The sequence below is a fragment of the Nitrospirillum iridis genome, assembly GCF_014205765.1.
Taxonomy (GTDB): Bacteria; Pseudomonadota; Alphaproteobacteria; order Azospirillales; family Azospirillaceae; genus Nitrospirillum; species Nitrospirillum iridis.
The window spans coordinates 387697-403261 of sequence record NZ_JACIIZ010000002.1 but is presented as its reverse complement, the minus strand read 5'-3'; the positions used below and the strand labels follow the sequence as shown (position 1 = coordinate 403261).

Below are 15565 nucleotides of genomic sequence, written 5' to 3'. Positions count from 1 at the left end.
AGGCAATGATGGCCAGGGGGCTCAGACACCCCCTGCGACATCGCCGATACGGGCCAGGGTCTCATCCCGGCCCAACACTTCCGCCACCTCGAAAATCGGCGGCGAGACGGTGGAGCCGGAGAGGGCGGCGCGCAGCGGCTGGGCCACCTTGCCCAGCTTCAGGCCCGCTTCTTCGGCGTAGGCGCGGACGATCCCTTCCAGGGTCGCCGCGGTCCAGTCCGGCGCGTTCTTAAGGCGGCCGGCGATCACCGCCAATTGGGCGCGGGCGTCGGCCGACAGGAGCTGGGTGGCCTTCTCATCCAGCGGAAGGGGCCGGGCGGTGACATAAAACTGGGCGCCAGCGGCAAGTTCCACCAAGGTCTTGGCGCGCTGCTTCAGGCCCGGCATGGCGCGGCGCAGCACGTCGCGCTCGGCGTCGCCCAGGTCACGTCCCAGGGCCGTGACCAATCGCGGGCTGATCAGGCCCACCAGCCGGTCGTCGTCCGCCAGGCGGATGTAGTGGCCGTTGAGATTGTCCAGCTTGGCGTAATCCATGCGCGACGGTGAGCGGCCGATGCCTTCCAGGTTGAACCAGGCGATCGCATCCTCGGTGCTGATGATCTCATCATCGCCATGGCCCCAGCCCAGACGCAGCAGGTAGTTGCGCAGCGCCTCCGGCAGGTAGCCAAGGTCGCGATAGGCCTCAGCGCCCAGGGCGCCGTGGCGCTTGCTCAGCTTGGCGCCGTCGGGCCCGTGGATCAGGGGAATGTGGGCGAAGTCCGGCGGCGTCCACCCCATGGCCTGATAGATCTGCAACTGGCGGAAGGTGTTGGTCAGGTGGTCGTCGCCGCGGATGACCTGGGTGACGCCCATGTCCTGGTCGTCCACCACCACCGACAGCATGTATGTCGGCGTCCCATCGGCGCGCAGCAGCACCATGTCGTCCAGCTGGCTGTTCTGCACCCGAACCTCGCCCTGGACCTTGTCCTGCAGCACCGTCTCGCCCTCACGCGGGGCCTTGAGGCGGATGACGGGGGCGACGCCAGCGGGCGCCTCCGACGCGTCGCGGTCGCGCCAGCGGCCGTCGTAGCGCATGGGCAGGCCGGCGGCCTTCTGCTCCTCGCGCATGGTCTCCAGCTCTGCCGGGGAGCAGTAGCAGCGATAGGCCTTGCCCTCTGCCAGCATGGCGTGGGCCACCTCGGCATGGCGCTCCCGGCGCTCGAACTGGCTGACGGCGTCGCCGTCCCAGGTGAGGCCCAGCCAGCTGAGGCCATCGATGATGGCGTCGACCGCGGCTTGGGTGGAACGCGCCCGGTCGGTGTCCTCGATGCGCAGCAGGAAGGTGCCGCCATGGTGGCGCGCGTACAGCCAGTTGAACAGGGCGGTACGGGCGCCGCCAATGTGCAGATAGCCGGTGGGGGACGGGGCGAAACGGGTGACGACACTCATGGGAAACGCACTCTCCGGCATGCGGGCGGCGGCGCTTCGTCCTGAGCCATACGGATGTTCACCCCCTCTTTCGGCATGTTTGCCCGAGAGGACGTCATCCAAAGGTTGACGACGCGACGCGAATATCGAGATAGCTGGTGATCTGGTCCGGCGGCAGGGGAACCGCCAGGGGCGCATCACCAGGATGCGGAAGCCGCTGAGATAGCACACCCGGAACGAAGATGCACCCTGAGGCGGACCCCGCTGGACAGTCTGGCAGTTCCCCGGATTTTACGCTGGGGGGCCAGGGAGAGGGCTGGGAGGCGGCATCCTATTTAGCTACTGGGCGGAGCGAATTTGGCCCCGGGCCGCCCGCTTCAGATGTGATGCGGATCACACATCGTGTGCTCGCCGCGTTAGCCAGCATTGTGACATCAGCGTATGTCAATCTGGCGGAAGAGCGGGAGCGTTGGGTCCTTTGGGTACCGGTCTTCCTGGGATGCGGTATCGCCCTGTATTTCGGCCTGCCGGGGGAACCGCCGCCCTGGGCCGGCCTGATCTTCACCCTGGGCGTGTTCGGGCTCTGGCTCCTGGCGGGGGATCGTCTGGTCGCGCGCCTGGCGCTGGGCGCCCTGCTGGCGTTGGGCCTGGGCTTCACGGTGGTGCAGGCCCGCACCACCTGGCTGATGACCCCCATCCTGCAACGTCCCCTGGGCCCCGTGCCGGTGGAAGGCCGCGTCGCCAATGTGGAGCGGCTGGACAAGGGCGTACGCGTCACCTTGGCCGATCCGCGCATCCCCCGCCTGGCGCCGGAGGTGACGCCGCCTGCCGTACGCATCCGCCTGCGCCCCACCGACGCCGCCCCGCCGGCGGGCACGCGGGTGCGTATCCTGGCGGCCTTGCGCCCGCCACCCGACAGTCCGGAGCCAGGCGCCTATGACTTCCGCCGCTCCGCCTTCTATCAGGGTATCGGCGCCGTGGGCTTCGCCTTCAAGACGCCGGAGGTGGTGGCGCCGGCGCCGGTGGGCCTGGCCGGCTGGGTGAATGACCGGGTGGTCGCCTTGCGCGAACTGATCGCCCAGCGCGTGGCCGCCCGTCTGAGCGGGGCGCCGGCCATGATCGCCATCGCCCTGCTGAACGGCGAGCAGACGGGTATTCCGCCCGACGATTTGCAGGCCATGCGCGTCTCCGGCCTGCAGCACATCCTGTCCATCTCCGGCCTGCACATCAGCCTGGTGGCGGCGCTGTTCTATTTCCTGGCCCGGGCGGCCCTGGCGCTGTGGGAAGGGGGCGCCCTGCGGTACCCCATCAAGAAGATCGCGGCGGCTTTCGCCATCCTGGCGACGCTGGCGTACATGATGCTGGTGGGCGCGCAGGTGCCCACCTTGCGCTCCGTCCTCATGACGGCGCTGGCCATGGTCGCCATCCTGGCCGACCGCTCGGTCCTGAGCCCCCGGGCCATCGCCGTGGCCGGCATCCTCTGCTTGCTGTATCAGCCGGAACAGCTGCCGGGGCCCAGCTTCCAGATGAGCTTCGGCGCCGTCCTCGCACTGATCAGCACCTATGAGGTGTTGCGCGCGCCCTTGAGCCGCTGGCGCGAGGGCGGCGGCTGGGGCCGGCGGGCCCTGCTGTTCGTCGGCGGGCTGTGCCTGACGTCGGTGGTGGCGACCATCGCCACCATGCCCTTCTGCCTCTACCACTTCCAACAGGTGGCCAATTACGGCGTGCTCGCCAACCTGATCGGCATCCCCATCACCGAGCTGTGGATCATGCCGCTGTGCCTGTTGGCCTATGTCGCCATGCCCTTCCATCTGGAGGGCTGGATCATCGACATGATTGGCTGGGGTTGCCAGGGCATCCTGTGGACGGCGCGCGTCACCGCCGCCCTGCCGGGCGCGGCCCTGCACAGCGCCGCCTTGTCCGACGCGGCTTTCGCCCTGTTGGTCCTGGGCGGCCTATGGCTGGCGCTGTGGCGGCGGCGCTGGCGCCTGCTGGGCCTGACACCCATCGCGCTGGGCTGCCTGCTGGCGCCGCTGACGCCCCGGCCGGACATGGTGGTCTCGGGCGGCGGCACCATGGTGGCGGTGCGCGACGGGGGTGGCAAGCTCTGGCTCTCCTCCTCCCGGGGCGGTGGTTTCGAGGTCGAGACCTGGGGCAAGCGGGACGGTGGCGATGGGCGCCCGCCCGCTTGGCCCACCGTGGGCACCGACGATGGCAGCCTGCGGTGCGACAGCCTGGGCTGCCTCTACCATCCCGACCTGTACCACCCCAACCGGCAGGATCCGGCCCAGCCGGACGGCCGCCTGGTCGCCATCGCCTGGACCCGTGATGCCCTGGCGGAGGATTGTGACAACGCGGACCTGGTGATCTCGCGCGTGCCGACAGCGGGGTGTGACGCGCCGCGCGTCATCGGCCCCGACGTGCTGGCCGCCCGTGGCGCCCATGCCCTGTATTTCGAACGAGGCGGCGTCCGCATCGAAACCGTGCACGACCCGCAAAGCAAACGGCCCTGGGACTGAGGTCACCAGGGCCGTTTGGCTTGTATCTGTGGTCAGGGGGCGATCAATAGCGGCGGAACAGTCCCACCAGGCGACCTTGCACCCGTACCCGGTCGGCGCCGAACACCCGCGTCTCGTAGGAGGGGTTGGCGGGCTCCAGCGCGATGGAGTTGTTCTTGCGGCGCAGGCGCTTCAGCGTCACCTCGGCGGCGTCCACCAGGGCCACGACGATGGCGCCGTTCTCCGCCGTTTCGCAGCGCTGGATGATGACCGTGTCGCCGTCATGGATGCCGGCCTCGACCATGCTGTCGCCCGCCACTTCCAGGGCATAGTGCTCGCCGATGCCGAGCATGGAGACCGGGATGTCGATGGAGGTGCCGCTGTCGCGCAGCGCCTCGATGGGCAAGCCGGCGGCGATGCGGCCATAGAGCGGCAAGCTGACGGAGCCGACGGCATCGCCGACGTCGCGACCAGGCAAGCCAGCCTGGAAGTCCGCCTTGATGACATTGGGCTTGAAGCGGGGTTCCACGTCAGCCGCCGCGGCGACCTTCTTGGGCGCGGGCGTCGTCTCCGGCAGCCGCAGCACCTCCAGCGCGCGGGCGCGGTGGGGCAGGCGGCGGATGAAGCCCCGCTCCTCCAGCCCGGTGATCAGGCGGTGGATGCCAGACTTGGACTTGAGGCCCAGCGCGTCCTTCATCTCATCGAATGAGGGGGACACGCCGCCTTCGCCCAGGTGCTGGTGGATGTACAGCAGAAGCTCCTGTTGCTTACGCGTCAGCATATCGTCCCCTTCGCCAAGTCGAGCCGCTATATATGGAACAAACCCGAAACGTACTGGTCATGTTCTATTTTGGTTCACGGCTGGCGTCAAGCGTTAGCGATGAAAAACCATATCAGAGTGACAAATTTTGGGCGATGGAGGACCGACGGCCCTAAATCTCGTCCAGCGGGACGATGTCCACCATCACGCCGGCCTGGGCCGGGGGGGCATGAGGGACGCGGACGATCAGGCAATCCGCCGCCGCCAGGCGACTCAGCATCGCGCTGTCCTGGTGGGCGAAGGGGGTGGCCAGGGGCAAAGGCCCCTCGCTGGGCGTAAGCGCGGCCCGCAGATAGTCCTGCCGCCGGTCGTTGGCGGGCAGGGGGGCCGCCAGGACGGCCCGCGCCAGCGGCACGGACGCGGGCTCCAGACCTTGCAGGCGGCGCAAGGCCGGCACCAGGAACAGGGTGGCGCACACCAGGCTGGAGACGGGATTGCCCGGCAGGCCCAGCAGCGGCGTTGCGCCCATGCGGCCGAACATCAGCGGCTTGCCCGGCCGCATGGCGATTTTCCAGAAATCGAGATCCAGGCCCTGGGCCGCCAGCGTGCCGCGCACCAGGTCATGGTCCCCGACCGACGCGCCGCCGGTGGTGACCAGCAGGTCGCAGCCGGCGGCACCCCGCGCCAGGGTGGCCAGGGTGTCGGCGTCATCGGGGGCGATGCCCAGGTTCACCGGTATGCCGCCATATCGCTGCACCAGGGCGGCCAGCGCCAGGCCATTGCTGCTGACGATCTGGCCGGGGCCCAGCGGTTCCCCCGGCATCACCACCTCGTCGCCTGTGGCCAGGATGGCGACGCGGGGACGGCGATGCACCGTGAGGAAGGGATGGTTCATGGCCGCCGCCAGGGCCAGGTCGCGCACCGTCAACCGGCGGCCGGCCTTCAGGCCCACCGATCCGCTGGTGAAGTCCAGCCCGGCGGCGCGGACCCAGCGGCCCGGCGTGCCCTCGCGCACCCGGACGGTGGTTCCCAGATCGTCGCAATCCTCCTGCAGCACCACGGTGTCGGCGCCGTCGGGGATGACGCTGCCGGTGAACAGGCGCACGGCTTGGCCGGGCCCCACGCCGCCGACGTAGGGCCGGCCGGCCGGCGCCTCGCCGATGCGGGCCAGCGTGGTCGGCAGCGTCGCGATGTCGCCCCCCCGCACCGCCCAGCCGTCCATGGCGGAGACGGCGGCCGGCGGCTGGGTCACCCGTGCCACCACGTCGCCGGCCAGCACCCGGTCCAGCGCGTCACCCACCCCCACCATCTCGCCGCCCAAGGGCTGGAAGTGGGCCAGGATGCGGGCGAGCGCTTCGTCAACAGGGATCATGCGTGACCTATGGTCAGGGAGTTTCCGCGCGATAGGGGCCGCTCTTGCCGCCATCCTTGGCGATCAGGCGGATACCGGCGATGACCATGCCCTTGTCCACCGCCTTGCACATGTCATAAAGGGTCAAGGCGGCGACGCTGACGGCGGTCAGCGCCTCCATCTCCACGCCGGTGCGGCCCTTCAGCTTGGCCGTGGCCTCGATCTCCACGGCGCATTCCTCGGGCAGGCAGGTCAGGTCCACCGTCACCTTGGTCAGGGCCAGCGGATGGCACAGCGGGATCAGGTCCGGCGTGCGCTTGGCCGCCATGATGCCCGCCAGGCGCGCCACGCCCAGCACGTCACCCTTGCCCATCTGGCCGGCTTGGATCAGCGCCAGGGTTTCCGCCTTCATGATCACCCGACCGCGGGCGGTGGCCTGGCGTTCCGTTTCGGCCTTGTCGGAGACGTCGACCATCACCGCCTGGCCGGCGGCGTCGAAATGGGTGAAACCGCCGGTCTCTTCCGCCATGTCGGTCAGGCCTCGACAGCCGTGTCCAGGCCCAGCAGGGCGCGGGTGGCGGCCGCGACGTCCGCTTGCCGCATCAGTGATTCACCCACCAGGAAGCGGCGGGCGCCGACGATCTCCATGCGCAGCAGATCCTGCGGGCTGTAGAGGCCGCTTTCCGCCACCAGGTGCCGGCCCGGCGGCACCATGCCGGCCAGCATCTCCGTGGTGGCGAGGTCGATCGCCAGGGTCTTGAGGTTGCGGTTGTTCACGCCCAGCAGGCCGCCTGGCAGTTCCAGCGCCCGGCGCATCTCCGCGCTGTCGTGCACCTCGACCAGCACATCCATGCCCCAGCCGGTGGCGGCGTCATACAGCTCCAACGCCTGGGCGTCGTCCAGCGCCGCCATGATGAGCAGGATGCAGTCGGCGCCCAGGGCGCGGGCCTCGGCCACCTGATAGGTGTCCAGCATGAAGTCCTTGCGCAGCACCGGCAGGTCGCAGGCGGCGCGGGCCGCCACCAGGTACTCATCCGCCCCCTGGAAATAGGGCGCGTCGGTTAGGACCGACAGGCAGGCGGCCCCGCCCTGCTGATAGGCGCGGGCCAGGGCCGGCGGATCGAAATCCTCCCGGATCAGGCCCTTGCTGGGGCTGGCCTTCTTGATCTCCGCGATCAGGGCGTACAGGCCGGCATCCACCTTGGCCTGCAAGGCGCGGGCGAAACCCCGGACGGGGCTGGCGTCGCGGGCGGCCCGCTCCACCTCGCCCAGGGGGCGGGCGGCTTTGCGGGCGGCGACGTGCTCGCGCTTGTCGGCGCAAATCCGGGCCAGGACGTCGCCAGGAGGGGGGGGGGCGGCGTCGCTCATGCGCGGGCTCCTTCAATCTTCGCCGTCATCGCGGCAGGGGCTTCCTCCGCCGCCGCCGGCGGCAGGGGGCAGTGGCGGACCAGGGCCGCCAGCTTGGCGGCGGCGCGGCCGTCATCCAGCGCCTGGGCGGCCTGGGCCACGCCTTCGGGCAAGGTGGCGGCCTTGTCCGCGACGATCAAGGCGGCGGCGGCATTGATCAGAACAATGTCACGATAGGCGCCCTTCTGGCCCGCCAGCAGGGCGCGCAACGCCCGCGCGTTCTCCGCCGCGTCGCCGCCCCGGATGTCGGCGGCGCGAGCGCGGGGCAGGCCGGCGTCTTCCGGCGTGACGGTGAAGCGGCGCAGGACGCCGTGGCGCAGTTCCGCCACGCTGGTGGCGCCGGTGGTGGTGATCTCATCCAGCCCGTCCTCGCCGTTCACCACCCAGGCGACCTCGGTGCCCAGGCGGTTCAGCACCTGGGCCAGGGGTTCCACCCAGCGTTCGGCGAACACACCCATCAACTGGCGCTTGGCGCCGGCCGGGTTGGACAGGGGCCCGGTCAGGTTGAAGATGGTGCGGGTGCCCAGTTCCACCCGCGTCGGGCCCACGTTGCGCATGGCGCCGTGATGGCGGGTGGCCATCAGGAAGGTGATGCCGTCCTGCCACAGGGCGTCACGCACCGCCTCCAGATCCGCCTCCACGTTCACGCCCAACTGGCCCAGCACGTCGGCGGCGCCAGACTTGGAGGAGAGCGCGCGATTGCCGTGCTTGGCCACCGGCACGCCGCAGGCGGCCAGCACGAAGGCCACGGCGGTGGAGATGTTGTAGGTGCCGCTGGCGTCGCCGCCGGTGCCGCAGGTGTCGATGGTGCCCGGGGGGCAGTCGATGCGCGCCGCGCGCCCACGGAGGGCGCGCACCGCGCCGGTGATTTCATCCACCGTTTCGCCGCGCACGCGCAGCGCCATGAGGAAGGCCCCCATCTGTGAGGGGGTCGCGTTGCCGGACATGAGGATGTCGAAGGCGGCCAGGGCCTGATCCTCCGACAGGCGCTTGCCCTCGGCCACCCGGCCGAGCAGCGCCTTCATGTCGCCGATGTCACCGCTCATGCCGCCAGGCCGGTCTTCTTGACGGCCTTGCGCGCCACGCCGGCCAGATCCAGGAAGTTCGCCAGGATCTGATGGCCGTGGTCGGACGCGATGCTTTCGGGATGGAACTGCACCCCATGGATGGGCAGGGTGCGATGGCGCAGCGCCATGATCATCCCGTCATCAACATTCCCCTGGGGGCCGCCGGCGATCCAGGCGACCGACTCCAGTTCCGCCGGCAGGGTCTCCCGCTCGACGATCAGGGAGTGGTAGCGGGTGGCGTTGAAGGGCGTGGGCAGCCCCTTCATGACGCCCTGGCCTTCATGCGTGACCTGGCTGACCTTGCCGTGCATGGGCACTGGGGCGCGGATGACGCGGCCGCCGAAGGCCTGGCCGATGGCCTGGTGGCCCAGGCAGACGCCGAACAGGGGAATGCGCTTTTCCGCGGCGGCGGCGATCAGCGGCAGGCAAATGCCGGCGCGGTCGGGATCGCAGGGACCGGGGGAGAGGACGATGGCCTCCGGCGTCAGCGCCAGGGCATCATCCACACTCAGCGCGTTGTTACGCCAAACCGCCACGTCGGCGCCCAGCTCGCCGATGTAATGGACGAGATTGTACGTGAAGCTATCGTAATTATCGATGAGCAGCAGCATGATCTGGGACCCGACAGGGGGGATTGGACGTGGCCAAAGGTGGCCTACACTAGTCCCGGGGGCGCTGGCAGGGCAACCGGAATGGGCGCGCGCTCCCGCGCATAGGGGGCCCGCCTATGAGGATGGGCCGTCCATGCGCACCGGCATACGCCGCCTAGAAGATTGTCAGCCGTGCCCGCCCTGTAGCAGTACTGGTGGGCAGCAATACGGGTTGGCCGGCCGCCGATGCGCGCCGGGCTTCCGCGAAGGGATAGGCATGACCGTTTCCACCAACCGACGGGCCCGCTGATGGTTCGCCGCGTCACCCCGCCGCCGCCCCTGGGCCGGCCGGGACAGAAGGGACCCAGGCGCGCGCCGGCCCGGCGCAAGCGCAAAGGGGCCGGCATCACGCTGAGCCGGGGGCAACTGGCGGGCATCATCGGCCTGACGGCCCTGGTGGCGCTGCTGGGCGCCTACGTGGCGGGCCACCGCCACCCGGTCAAGCCCGGGGTGGCGACCGCCCCCGCCGGCAACGCCCCGCGCCTGCCGGGGACGGCGCCCGCGCCGCCGGTGCCCCGGGACCCGCCGGTTCCGGAACAGCATGCCCCCGAAGGATATGCCCCTGAACGATATGCGGGGGCCCTGCCGCCCGCCGCCCCGCCCCAGGCGCAGGCCCCGAGGACGGAACCGCCGAAGGCCGAGGGCGGCAAATCCGGCGCCGCCTGGCGGCGCAACGCCGTGCCCGCGCCCATCCCCGGGGTGGCCCACGCCCGCATCGTGCTGGTGATCGACGATCTGGGGCTGGACCGCCCACGCTCCGCCCGTGCCGTCGCCCTGCCGGGGCCGGTGACCACCGCCTGGCTGCCCTACGCCCACGACCTGGCGGAACAGACCCGTGCGGCCAGGGTGGCAGGGCACGAACTGATCGTGCATGTGCCGATGGAGCCCGTGGGCAAGGCCGACCCCGGCCCCGGCGCCCTGACCACCGATCTCAGTGATGAGGAGGTGCGGCGTCGGCTGGAGACGGATCTGGCGTCCTTCGACGGCTATGTCGGCATCAACAACCATATGGGCAGCCGCTTCACCGCGGATGAGGGCAAGCTGGCCATCGTCTTGGCGGAGCTGTCGCGGCGCGGCCTGATGTTCCTGGACAGCCGGACCACCCCGGCCACCAAGGGCCCGGAACTGGCCGCCCGCTACCACCTGCCGCTGGTCAGCCGCGATGTCTTCCTGGACGACGACCAGTCCCCCAAGGCGGTGCAGGCCATGCTGGCCAAGGTGGAGGAGGTGGCGCGCCACCACGGCACCGCCGTCGCCATCGGCCACCCGCACGACGTCACCCTGACGGCGCTGGAGCGCTGGCTGCCCACGCTGGCCGCCAAGGGCTTCACCCTGGTGCCACTGACCGCCGCCGTGGCACCGGCGCCCGGGGGGACTTGACGTCTTTGGTCACCCAAACAAGATGCGGGGGACGTTAGGCGATTGGAGGGTGGAATGAGCGCGTCTTATCGAGTCGACGGCATGACCTGCCAGGGCTGCGCCCGGTCCGTGACCAAGGCGATCCAGGCGGTGAGTCCCACCATGGACGTGGCGGTGGATCTGGAGGCGGGATTGGTGACGGTGACCGGCCCCTTGGACGGCGTTCAAGTGAAGGACGCGGTCGAGGGCGCGGGCTTTGATTTCATCGGACCCGTATGAGACGAAGTCCCCCGGCGCAGGGGCATGGGGCGCTTTATCGACCTGAAACAATTATGTAATAAATCTTCATCTGGTTGGTGCGACGCACACGAATACGCGCAACAAGTAAAAATCTGTATACATCCGCAACGCCGCATAGAGTATATCCCGAACAAGCGGGTATCGGCTAACGGGCGGAATCGATGGGGCATCTCGTCATAGGTCTCGGCGGCACGGGCGGCAAAGTCATCCGGGCGCTGCGCAAACAAATCTATGCGGAGATGCGGGCGGAAAGCCCGAAGGATGTGAAGGTCGGCTACCTTTACGTCGATTCCAGCGGCGAAATGATGGCCCAGGACGATCCCAGCTGGAAGGTGCTGGGGTATTCGGTTCAACTTCCTCTGGGCGCCCAGCTGCGTATCCTCGGTGAGGACCTGTCGGCCCGGCTGGCCAATATTGACACCTATGCCGGTATCAAACCCTGGATCGGGGACCGCGCCACCTGGGGCGAGGTGTTGGGCAGCATCGTTGGCGCCGCCCTCGGCGGACAAAAGCGCCGCCTGGGGCGTTTCCTGTTCGCCTGCAAGATCGACCAGTTCCGCAAGCAGGTGCAGTCGGCCGTCAAGGAGCTGCAATCCACCGGCGTGGGCGAGGTCACCTTCCATGTCGTCGCCGGTCTGGCGGGGGGTACTGGCAGCGGCACCATCATCGACGTCCTGGCGCAACTGCGCGACCTCTATGACGACTCGCTGCGCTACCGCATCATCCCCTACCTGCTGCTGCCGGAACGGCATCCCAACCCGAACTGGGACACGGGCAACTACCATTCCAACGGCTATGTGGCGTTGCTGGAACTGAACGCCCTGTCGACCACCGCCTACAAGCCGTGGGACGTGACCGGTGTCCGGGGACGACTGAACCTGCGGGACCCGTTCAACGGCGCTTATCTGTTCGCCAATGAAAACGAGAACGGCTACCAGGCCGATGTGGACCGGGAATTGCCAGGCGTGCTGGCTGATTTCCTGTTCCAGAAAATCATCATCGCCTCGCAGGTCGGTTGGCGCTCGCTGGAGCGCATGGAGAACGCCGAGAACGGCGATGGCGCGCCGGAGACGGCACCGGGACAGAAGGTGGGGGAGCGGTCGAAGCGCTTCCTCAGCTTCGGCATCAAACGGGTCGCCATCCCGGAAGAGGAGATCAAGGAGTATCTGACGCTGGGCTTCGCCCGTCAGGCCATCCAGCAATTGCGCTTCAACAATTGGCAGGAGGCCGTCGGCTTTGTCGATGAGGCGCGCAACGTCGATTACGGCGCCTTCGTCCGCCAGGCTGACGTGCTGGCCCGTTGGCTGCTGACGGACGAGCACCTGACCCTGTCGGTGGCGCTGCTGCCCCAGGACGATGCCGGGCGCAAATGGAAGCCCATCACCCAGGAATGGGACGCGGTGCTGCCCACCTTCAAGTCGCTGGTGCGGGAGCGGGAGCGCAGCACCTGGCTGGATGAGCTGGCCAAGCTCTGCCAGAAGCGCTTTGACGAGGATTACCGCAACCTGGGCGTCCCCACCTTCTACCGCACCAAGCTGAAGGCCAAGAAGGACATGGCGCGCGAGGTCCGCCTGCAGGTGGAGCGCGAGTTGTTCAGCGATTGGCGGACGGGCGTCCGTTCCGCCGCCGAGGTTGGGCGGGTGGTCGAGGCGCTGCTGGACTTCCTGCGGGAGCGGCAGGCGGGTATCGATGAGGCGCTGGCCAAGCTGGGCGGCGCCATCGCCGAGTGGGAGGCCCGTTTGGCGGAGAACAGCCGGGCGTGGGCGCAGATGGGCTTCCTGTCCAAGTCCGTCTTCGGCAAGCCGGACAGCCTGTTGGACAGCCACGCCATCTACCTGCAGGAACTGTATGTCCGCCGGACGCGGGTGGAGGCCTGGGGCTTCGCCCGGCAACTGATCGCCGAGATCGTCACCGAAGTCACCGATCTGAAGGGCGTCATCGACACCATCGCCTCGACCATGCGCGATGCGCTGAAGAAAGTGGAAGCGGGGATAGACCAGCGCTTGGGCGGGGCGGCGGCCGATGATTTGCGCGGCCATCTCATCCGCTTTTACGATCCCGCGCTGGTCCAGTCGGTGGGCCGCACCCTGATCACCGATGCGGCCGAGCAGCGGACGCAGACCAACAAGGTGCGGGCGGCCCTGATCGAGCGGCTGGGCGACAATCAGACCTTCACCGCCTTCAAGGAACGGGTCGACCCCGCCACCCTGACAGACACCATAGAGACGGTGTGCGCGCAGAACGCCCAGGTGGCGCACACCAATCTCGTGACCAACGCGCGGGACCGGATCCTGGGCGTTTCCATCATCGACAAGCTGAAGGAACGCTTTGGCGGCGATCCGCAGGAACTCAAGGCCTTCGTGTCCAAGCTGGTGACCCAGGCGGGATGCTTCCTGACGATCAACCCGCTGGAGGTCAACAAGTCGGCGCCGGGCATACCTGCGGGCGCGCAGACCCTGACGGCCAAATACGTCGTCATCCTGCCCAAGGCGCCGGAGCAGGCCGCCTTCGTCGACGCCCTGAAACAGGCCTTCCGCATGGCCCAGCCGGGTGATTTGGAATTCATCGAGGCGGAGGGGCGCCAGAACGAAATCACCATGATTTCGATCAAGAACCTGTTCCCCGCGCGCTATGTCCATGTCCTGCCGCTTCTGCTGGAACGGTATGAATACCGCCTGGCCGGCAACCCCGGCCGGGCCCGGCTGGAACTGCATACGGAAGGTGAGGGCCAGGACTTTCCGCCCCTGTTCGTCAAGACCGGCGACGAGGTCCAGAAGGAGGCCGTGCCGTATCTGCTGCTGGCGGACGCCACCGGCCTGGTGCATGAGGGCCGGACCGCCAGCGGTGCCCCCCAATTGCTGCTGGTCACCAAGGACGCGGACGGTTTTGACAATGAGCCCATCATGCTGGGCGCCGGCCTGCTGGAGGCCCCGGCCCGTATCGACCTTACCACCTTGGGTCCCTTGCGTGATGGCGTGACGGCCGCCTTGGCCCAACCGGCCTTTGGGGGAGCCGAGGCGCGCGCCGCGCTGCAGGCCCGCATCCTGGCACGCCTGGATGAGGTGAAGGCGGCGACCGGCGGGGACCCGCAGGAGGCGCGGTACCGGGCGTTCGTGGAGGGCGGCAAGGCGGCCGTCCGGTTGTTGAAAGGGGAAGCGATCTGATGACGGGGCAGACGGGGCATTGCACCAATTTCGGCAATTGTTCGATCGCCGACAGCCGCAAGCCGGTGGCCCGGCAACCAGGGCAGGATTTCGTGTGCCCGGAATGCGGCAAGGGTTTGCTGATCGCCCAGGCGGGGGGCGCCGCGCCGGGCAAGGCCGGCCTGTTGGCCGTGGCCGGGCTGGCCGTCGCCGTGATCATCGGCGGCGGTCTCTGGCTGATGAGCAAGCGCGGCCCGGCACCGTCGGCCGGTGCCACGCCGGCGGCGACCGCCCCGGCCCCCAAGGCGGTGGCGCCGGCGGCGGAGACGGTGATTCTGCGTCTGGCCGGTTCCAACACCATCGGTGCCAATCTGGCCCCCAGCCTGGCCGAGGCCTATCTGAGCGACCAGGGATATCAGAATGTGCATCGGGTCGTGGGCGAGATGCCGGGCGACGTGCGGATCGTGGGCGACCGCGCCGGCCATCTTGACGCCATCACCATCGCCGCCCATGGCACCAAGACCGGATTCGACGCGCTGATGGCCAATGGCGCCGACATCGCCCTGGCATCGCGCCGCGTGACGCCGGAGGAGGCGTCCGGCCTGAAGGGCCAGGGGGACATGACGGGGCCGGCCAGCGAACATGTGCTGGCGATGGACGGTATCGCCGTGGTGGTCAACCGGTCCAACCGGGTGGCCACGCTGTCCAAGGACAAGGTCGCCGCCATTTTCAACGGCCTTATCAAGGACTGGTCGCAGGTGGGGGGATCGCCCGGCCCCATCAACGTCTATGCCCGCGACGACAGGTCCGGCACCTTTGACACCTTCCAGTCCCTGGTCCTGGGCAAGTCCCAGCTGATCGTGGGGGCCAAGCGATATGAGGCGAGCGCCGAACTGGCCGACGCCGTGGCCGCCGACCCCGCCGGTATCGGCTTCGTGGGGCTGCCCTCCATCGGGTCCACCAAGCCCCTGGCCATCGCCGAGGCCGAGGCGACGCCCCTGGTTCCCAACCGCTTCACCGTGGGGACCGAGGATTATCCGCTGGCCCGCCGCCTGTTCCTGTACACGGCCGCGGCACCGGCCAACCCCCAGGCGCTGAAATATACCGAATTCGCCCTATCCGCCGCAGGCCAGGCGGTGGTGGAAAAGACTGGTTTCGTTCCCCTGACCATCCGGTCCGAGACCGTCACCGTCTCTTCCGTTTCCCAGCAGTTCGCGGAGTTGACGCGGGGCGCCCAACGCCTGTCCACCAACTTCCGGTTTGTCACCGGGGCATCCGCCCTGGATAACCGCGCCATGCGCGATTTGGCGCGGGTGGTGGATTTCGTGTCCGCCACCGGCGTCCGCCCCGACAAGCTGCTGTTGATCGGCTTTGCCGACAGCCGGGGCCGTCCGGACTTCAACGACAACCTGTCGAAGCAACGCGCCCGCGCCGTGGCTGACGCCCTGGGGCAGCAAGGCGTCCGGGTGGGCTTGACCACGTGGTTGGGCGCCGAGATGCCGGTGGCGGACAACGGCACGGAAGAGGGGCGGGAGAAAAACCGCCGGGTGGAGATTTACGTCCGTCCTTAAGGGGACCTATTCTAAGGGGATTTTATGGTGCGTGGGTGTCTTTGGGCCGCGT

12 protein-coding genes are annotated in these 15565 nt (G+C 68.8%); 5 read left to right on the top strand and 7 right to left on the bottom strand.

Annotated features, from left to right (window positions below):
- Nucleotides 1–21 precede the first annotated feature (21 nt).
- The gene (gltX, locus tag FHS74_RS04765) at nt 22–1428 is read right to left on the bottom strand and encodes a glutamate--tRNA ligase (protein WP_184797956.1); all 1407 of its coding nucleotides are present in this window, start codon (nt 1426–1428) and stop codon (nt 22–24) included.
- A 383-nt stretch (nt 1429–1811) separates the two neighbouring features.
- On the opposite strand from gltX, the gene FHS74_RS04760 reads away from it, so the two are divergent.
- Entirely contained in the window at nt 1812–3926 is a 2115-nt protein-coding gene (locus FHS74_RS04760; RefSeq protein WP_211106109.1) for a ComEC/Rec2 family competence protein, read from the top strand.
- 43 nt (nt 3927–3969) lie between these two features.
- Here FHS74_RS04760 and lexA read toward each other — a convergent pair whose 3' ends face one another.
- The 6 genes from lexA to FHS74_RS04730 all read right to left on the bottom strand — a co-directional run bounded on the left by lexA (nt 3970) and on the right by FHS74_RS04730 (nt 9101).
- Entirely contained in the window at nt 3970–4686 is a 717-nt protein-coding gene (gene lexA / locus FHS74_RS04755) for a transcriptional repressor LexA (RefSeq protein ID WP_184797952.1), read from the bottom strand.
- Between the two features lie 151 nt (nt 4687–4837).
- Nucleotides 4838–6037 (bottom strand): molybdopterin molybdotransferase MoeA, encoded by a 1200-nt coding sequence (locus FHS74_RS04750; RefSeq protein WP_184797950.1) that lies wholly within the window; start codon nt 6035–6037, stop codon nt 4838–4840.
- A gap of 13 nt (nt 6038–6050) precedes the next feature.
- Complete coding sequence (moaC, locus tag FHS74_RS04745) at nt 6051–6545, bottom strand: cyclic pyranopterin monophosphate synthase MoaC (RefSeq protein WP_184797948.1); 495 nt, start codon at nt 6543–6545, stop codon at nt 6051–6053.
- Between the two features lie 5 nt (nt 6546–6550).
- Nucleotides 6551–7384: an indole-3-glycerol phosphate synthase TrpC gene (gene trpC, locus FHS74_RS04740; protein ID WP_184797946.1), complete on the bottom strand. Its 834-nt coding sequence runs from the start codon at nt 7382–7384 to the stop codon at nt 6551–6553.
- Nucleotides 7381–8469 (bottom strand): anthranilate phosphoribosyltransferase, encoded by a 1089-nt coding sequence (gene trpD / locus FHS74_RS04735; RefSeq protein ID WP_184797944.1) that lies wholly within the window; start codon nt 8467–8469, stop codon nt 7381–7383. The genes trpC and trpD overlap by 4 nt, the downstream gene beginning before the upstream one ends.
- A complete protein-coding gene (locus tag FHS74_RS04730; RefSeq protein ID WP_184797942.1) occupies nt 8466–9101 on the bottom strand; it encodes an anthranilate synthase component II in 636 nt (211 codons plus the stop codon). Before FHS74_RS04730 ends, trpD begins: the two co-directional genes overlap by 4 nt.
- Before the next feature lie 288 nt (nt 9102–9389).
- Here FHS74_RS04730 and FHS74_RS04725 point away from each other — a divergent pair, with 288 nt between their 5' ends.
- The 4 genes from FHS74_RS04725 (at nt 9390) to FHS74_RS04710 (ending at nt 15513) form a co-directional block, all read left to right on the top strand.
- Nucleotides 9390–10520, top strand: a complete 1131-nt coding sequence (locus tag FHS74_RS04725; RefSeq protein ID WP_184797940.1) for a divergent polysaccharide deacetylase family protein — start codon at nt 9390–9392, stop codon at nt 10518–10520.
- 54 nt (nt 10521–10574) lie between these two features.
- Nucleotides 10575–10778 (top strand): heavy-metal-associated domain-containing protein, encoded by a 204-nt coding sequence (locus FHS74_RS04720; RefSeq protein ID WP_184797939.1) that lies wholly within the window; start codon nt 10575–10577, stop codon nt 10776–10778.
- Nucleotides 10779–10960: 182 nt separating this feature from the next.
- On the top strand, nt 10961–13963 hold the full coding sequence (locus tag FHS74_RS04715) for a tubulin-like doman-containing protein (protein ID WP_184797937.1): 3003 nt from the start codon (nt 10961–10963) through the stop codon (nt 13961–13963).
- A complete protein-coding gene (locus tag FHS74_RS04710) occupies nt 13963–15513 on the top strand; it encodes a phosphate ABC transporter substrate-binding/OmpA family protein (RefSeq protein ID WP_184797935.1) in 1551 nt (516 codons plus the stop codon). Before FHS74_RS04715 ends, FHS74_RS04710 begins: the two co-directional genes overlap by 1 nt.
- Nucleotides 15514–15565: the final 52 nt, after the last annotated feature.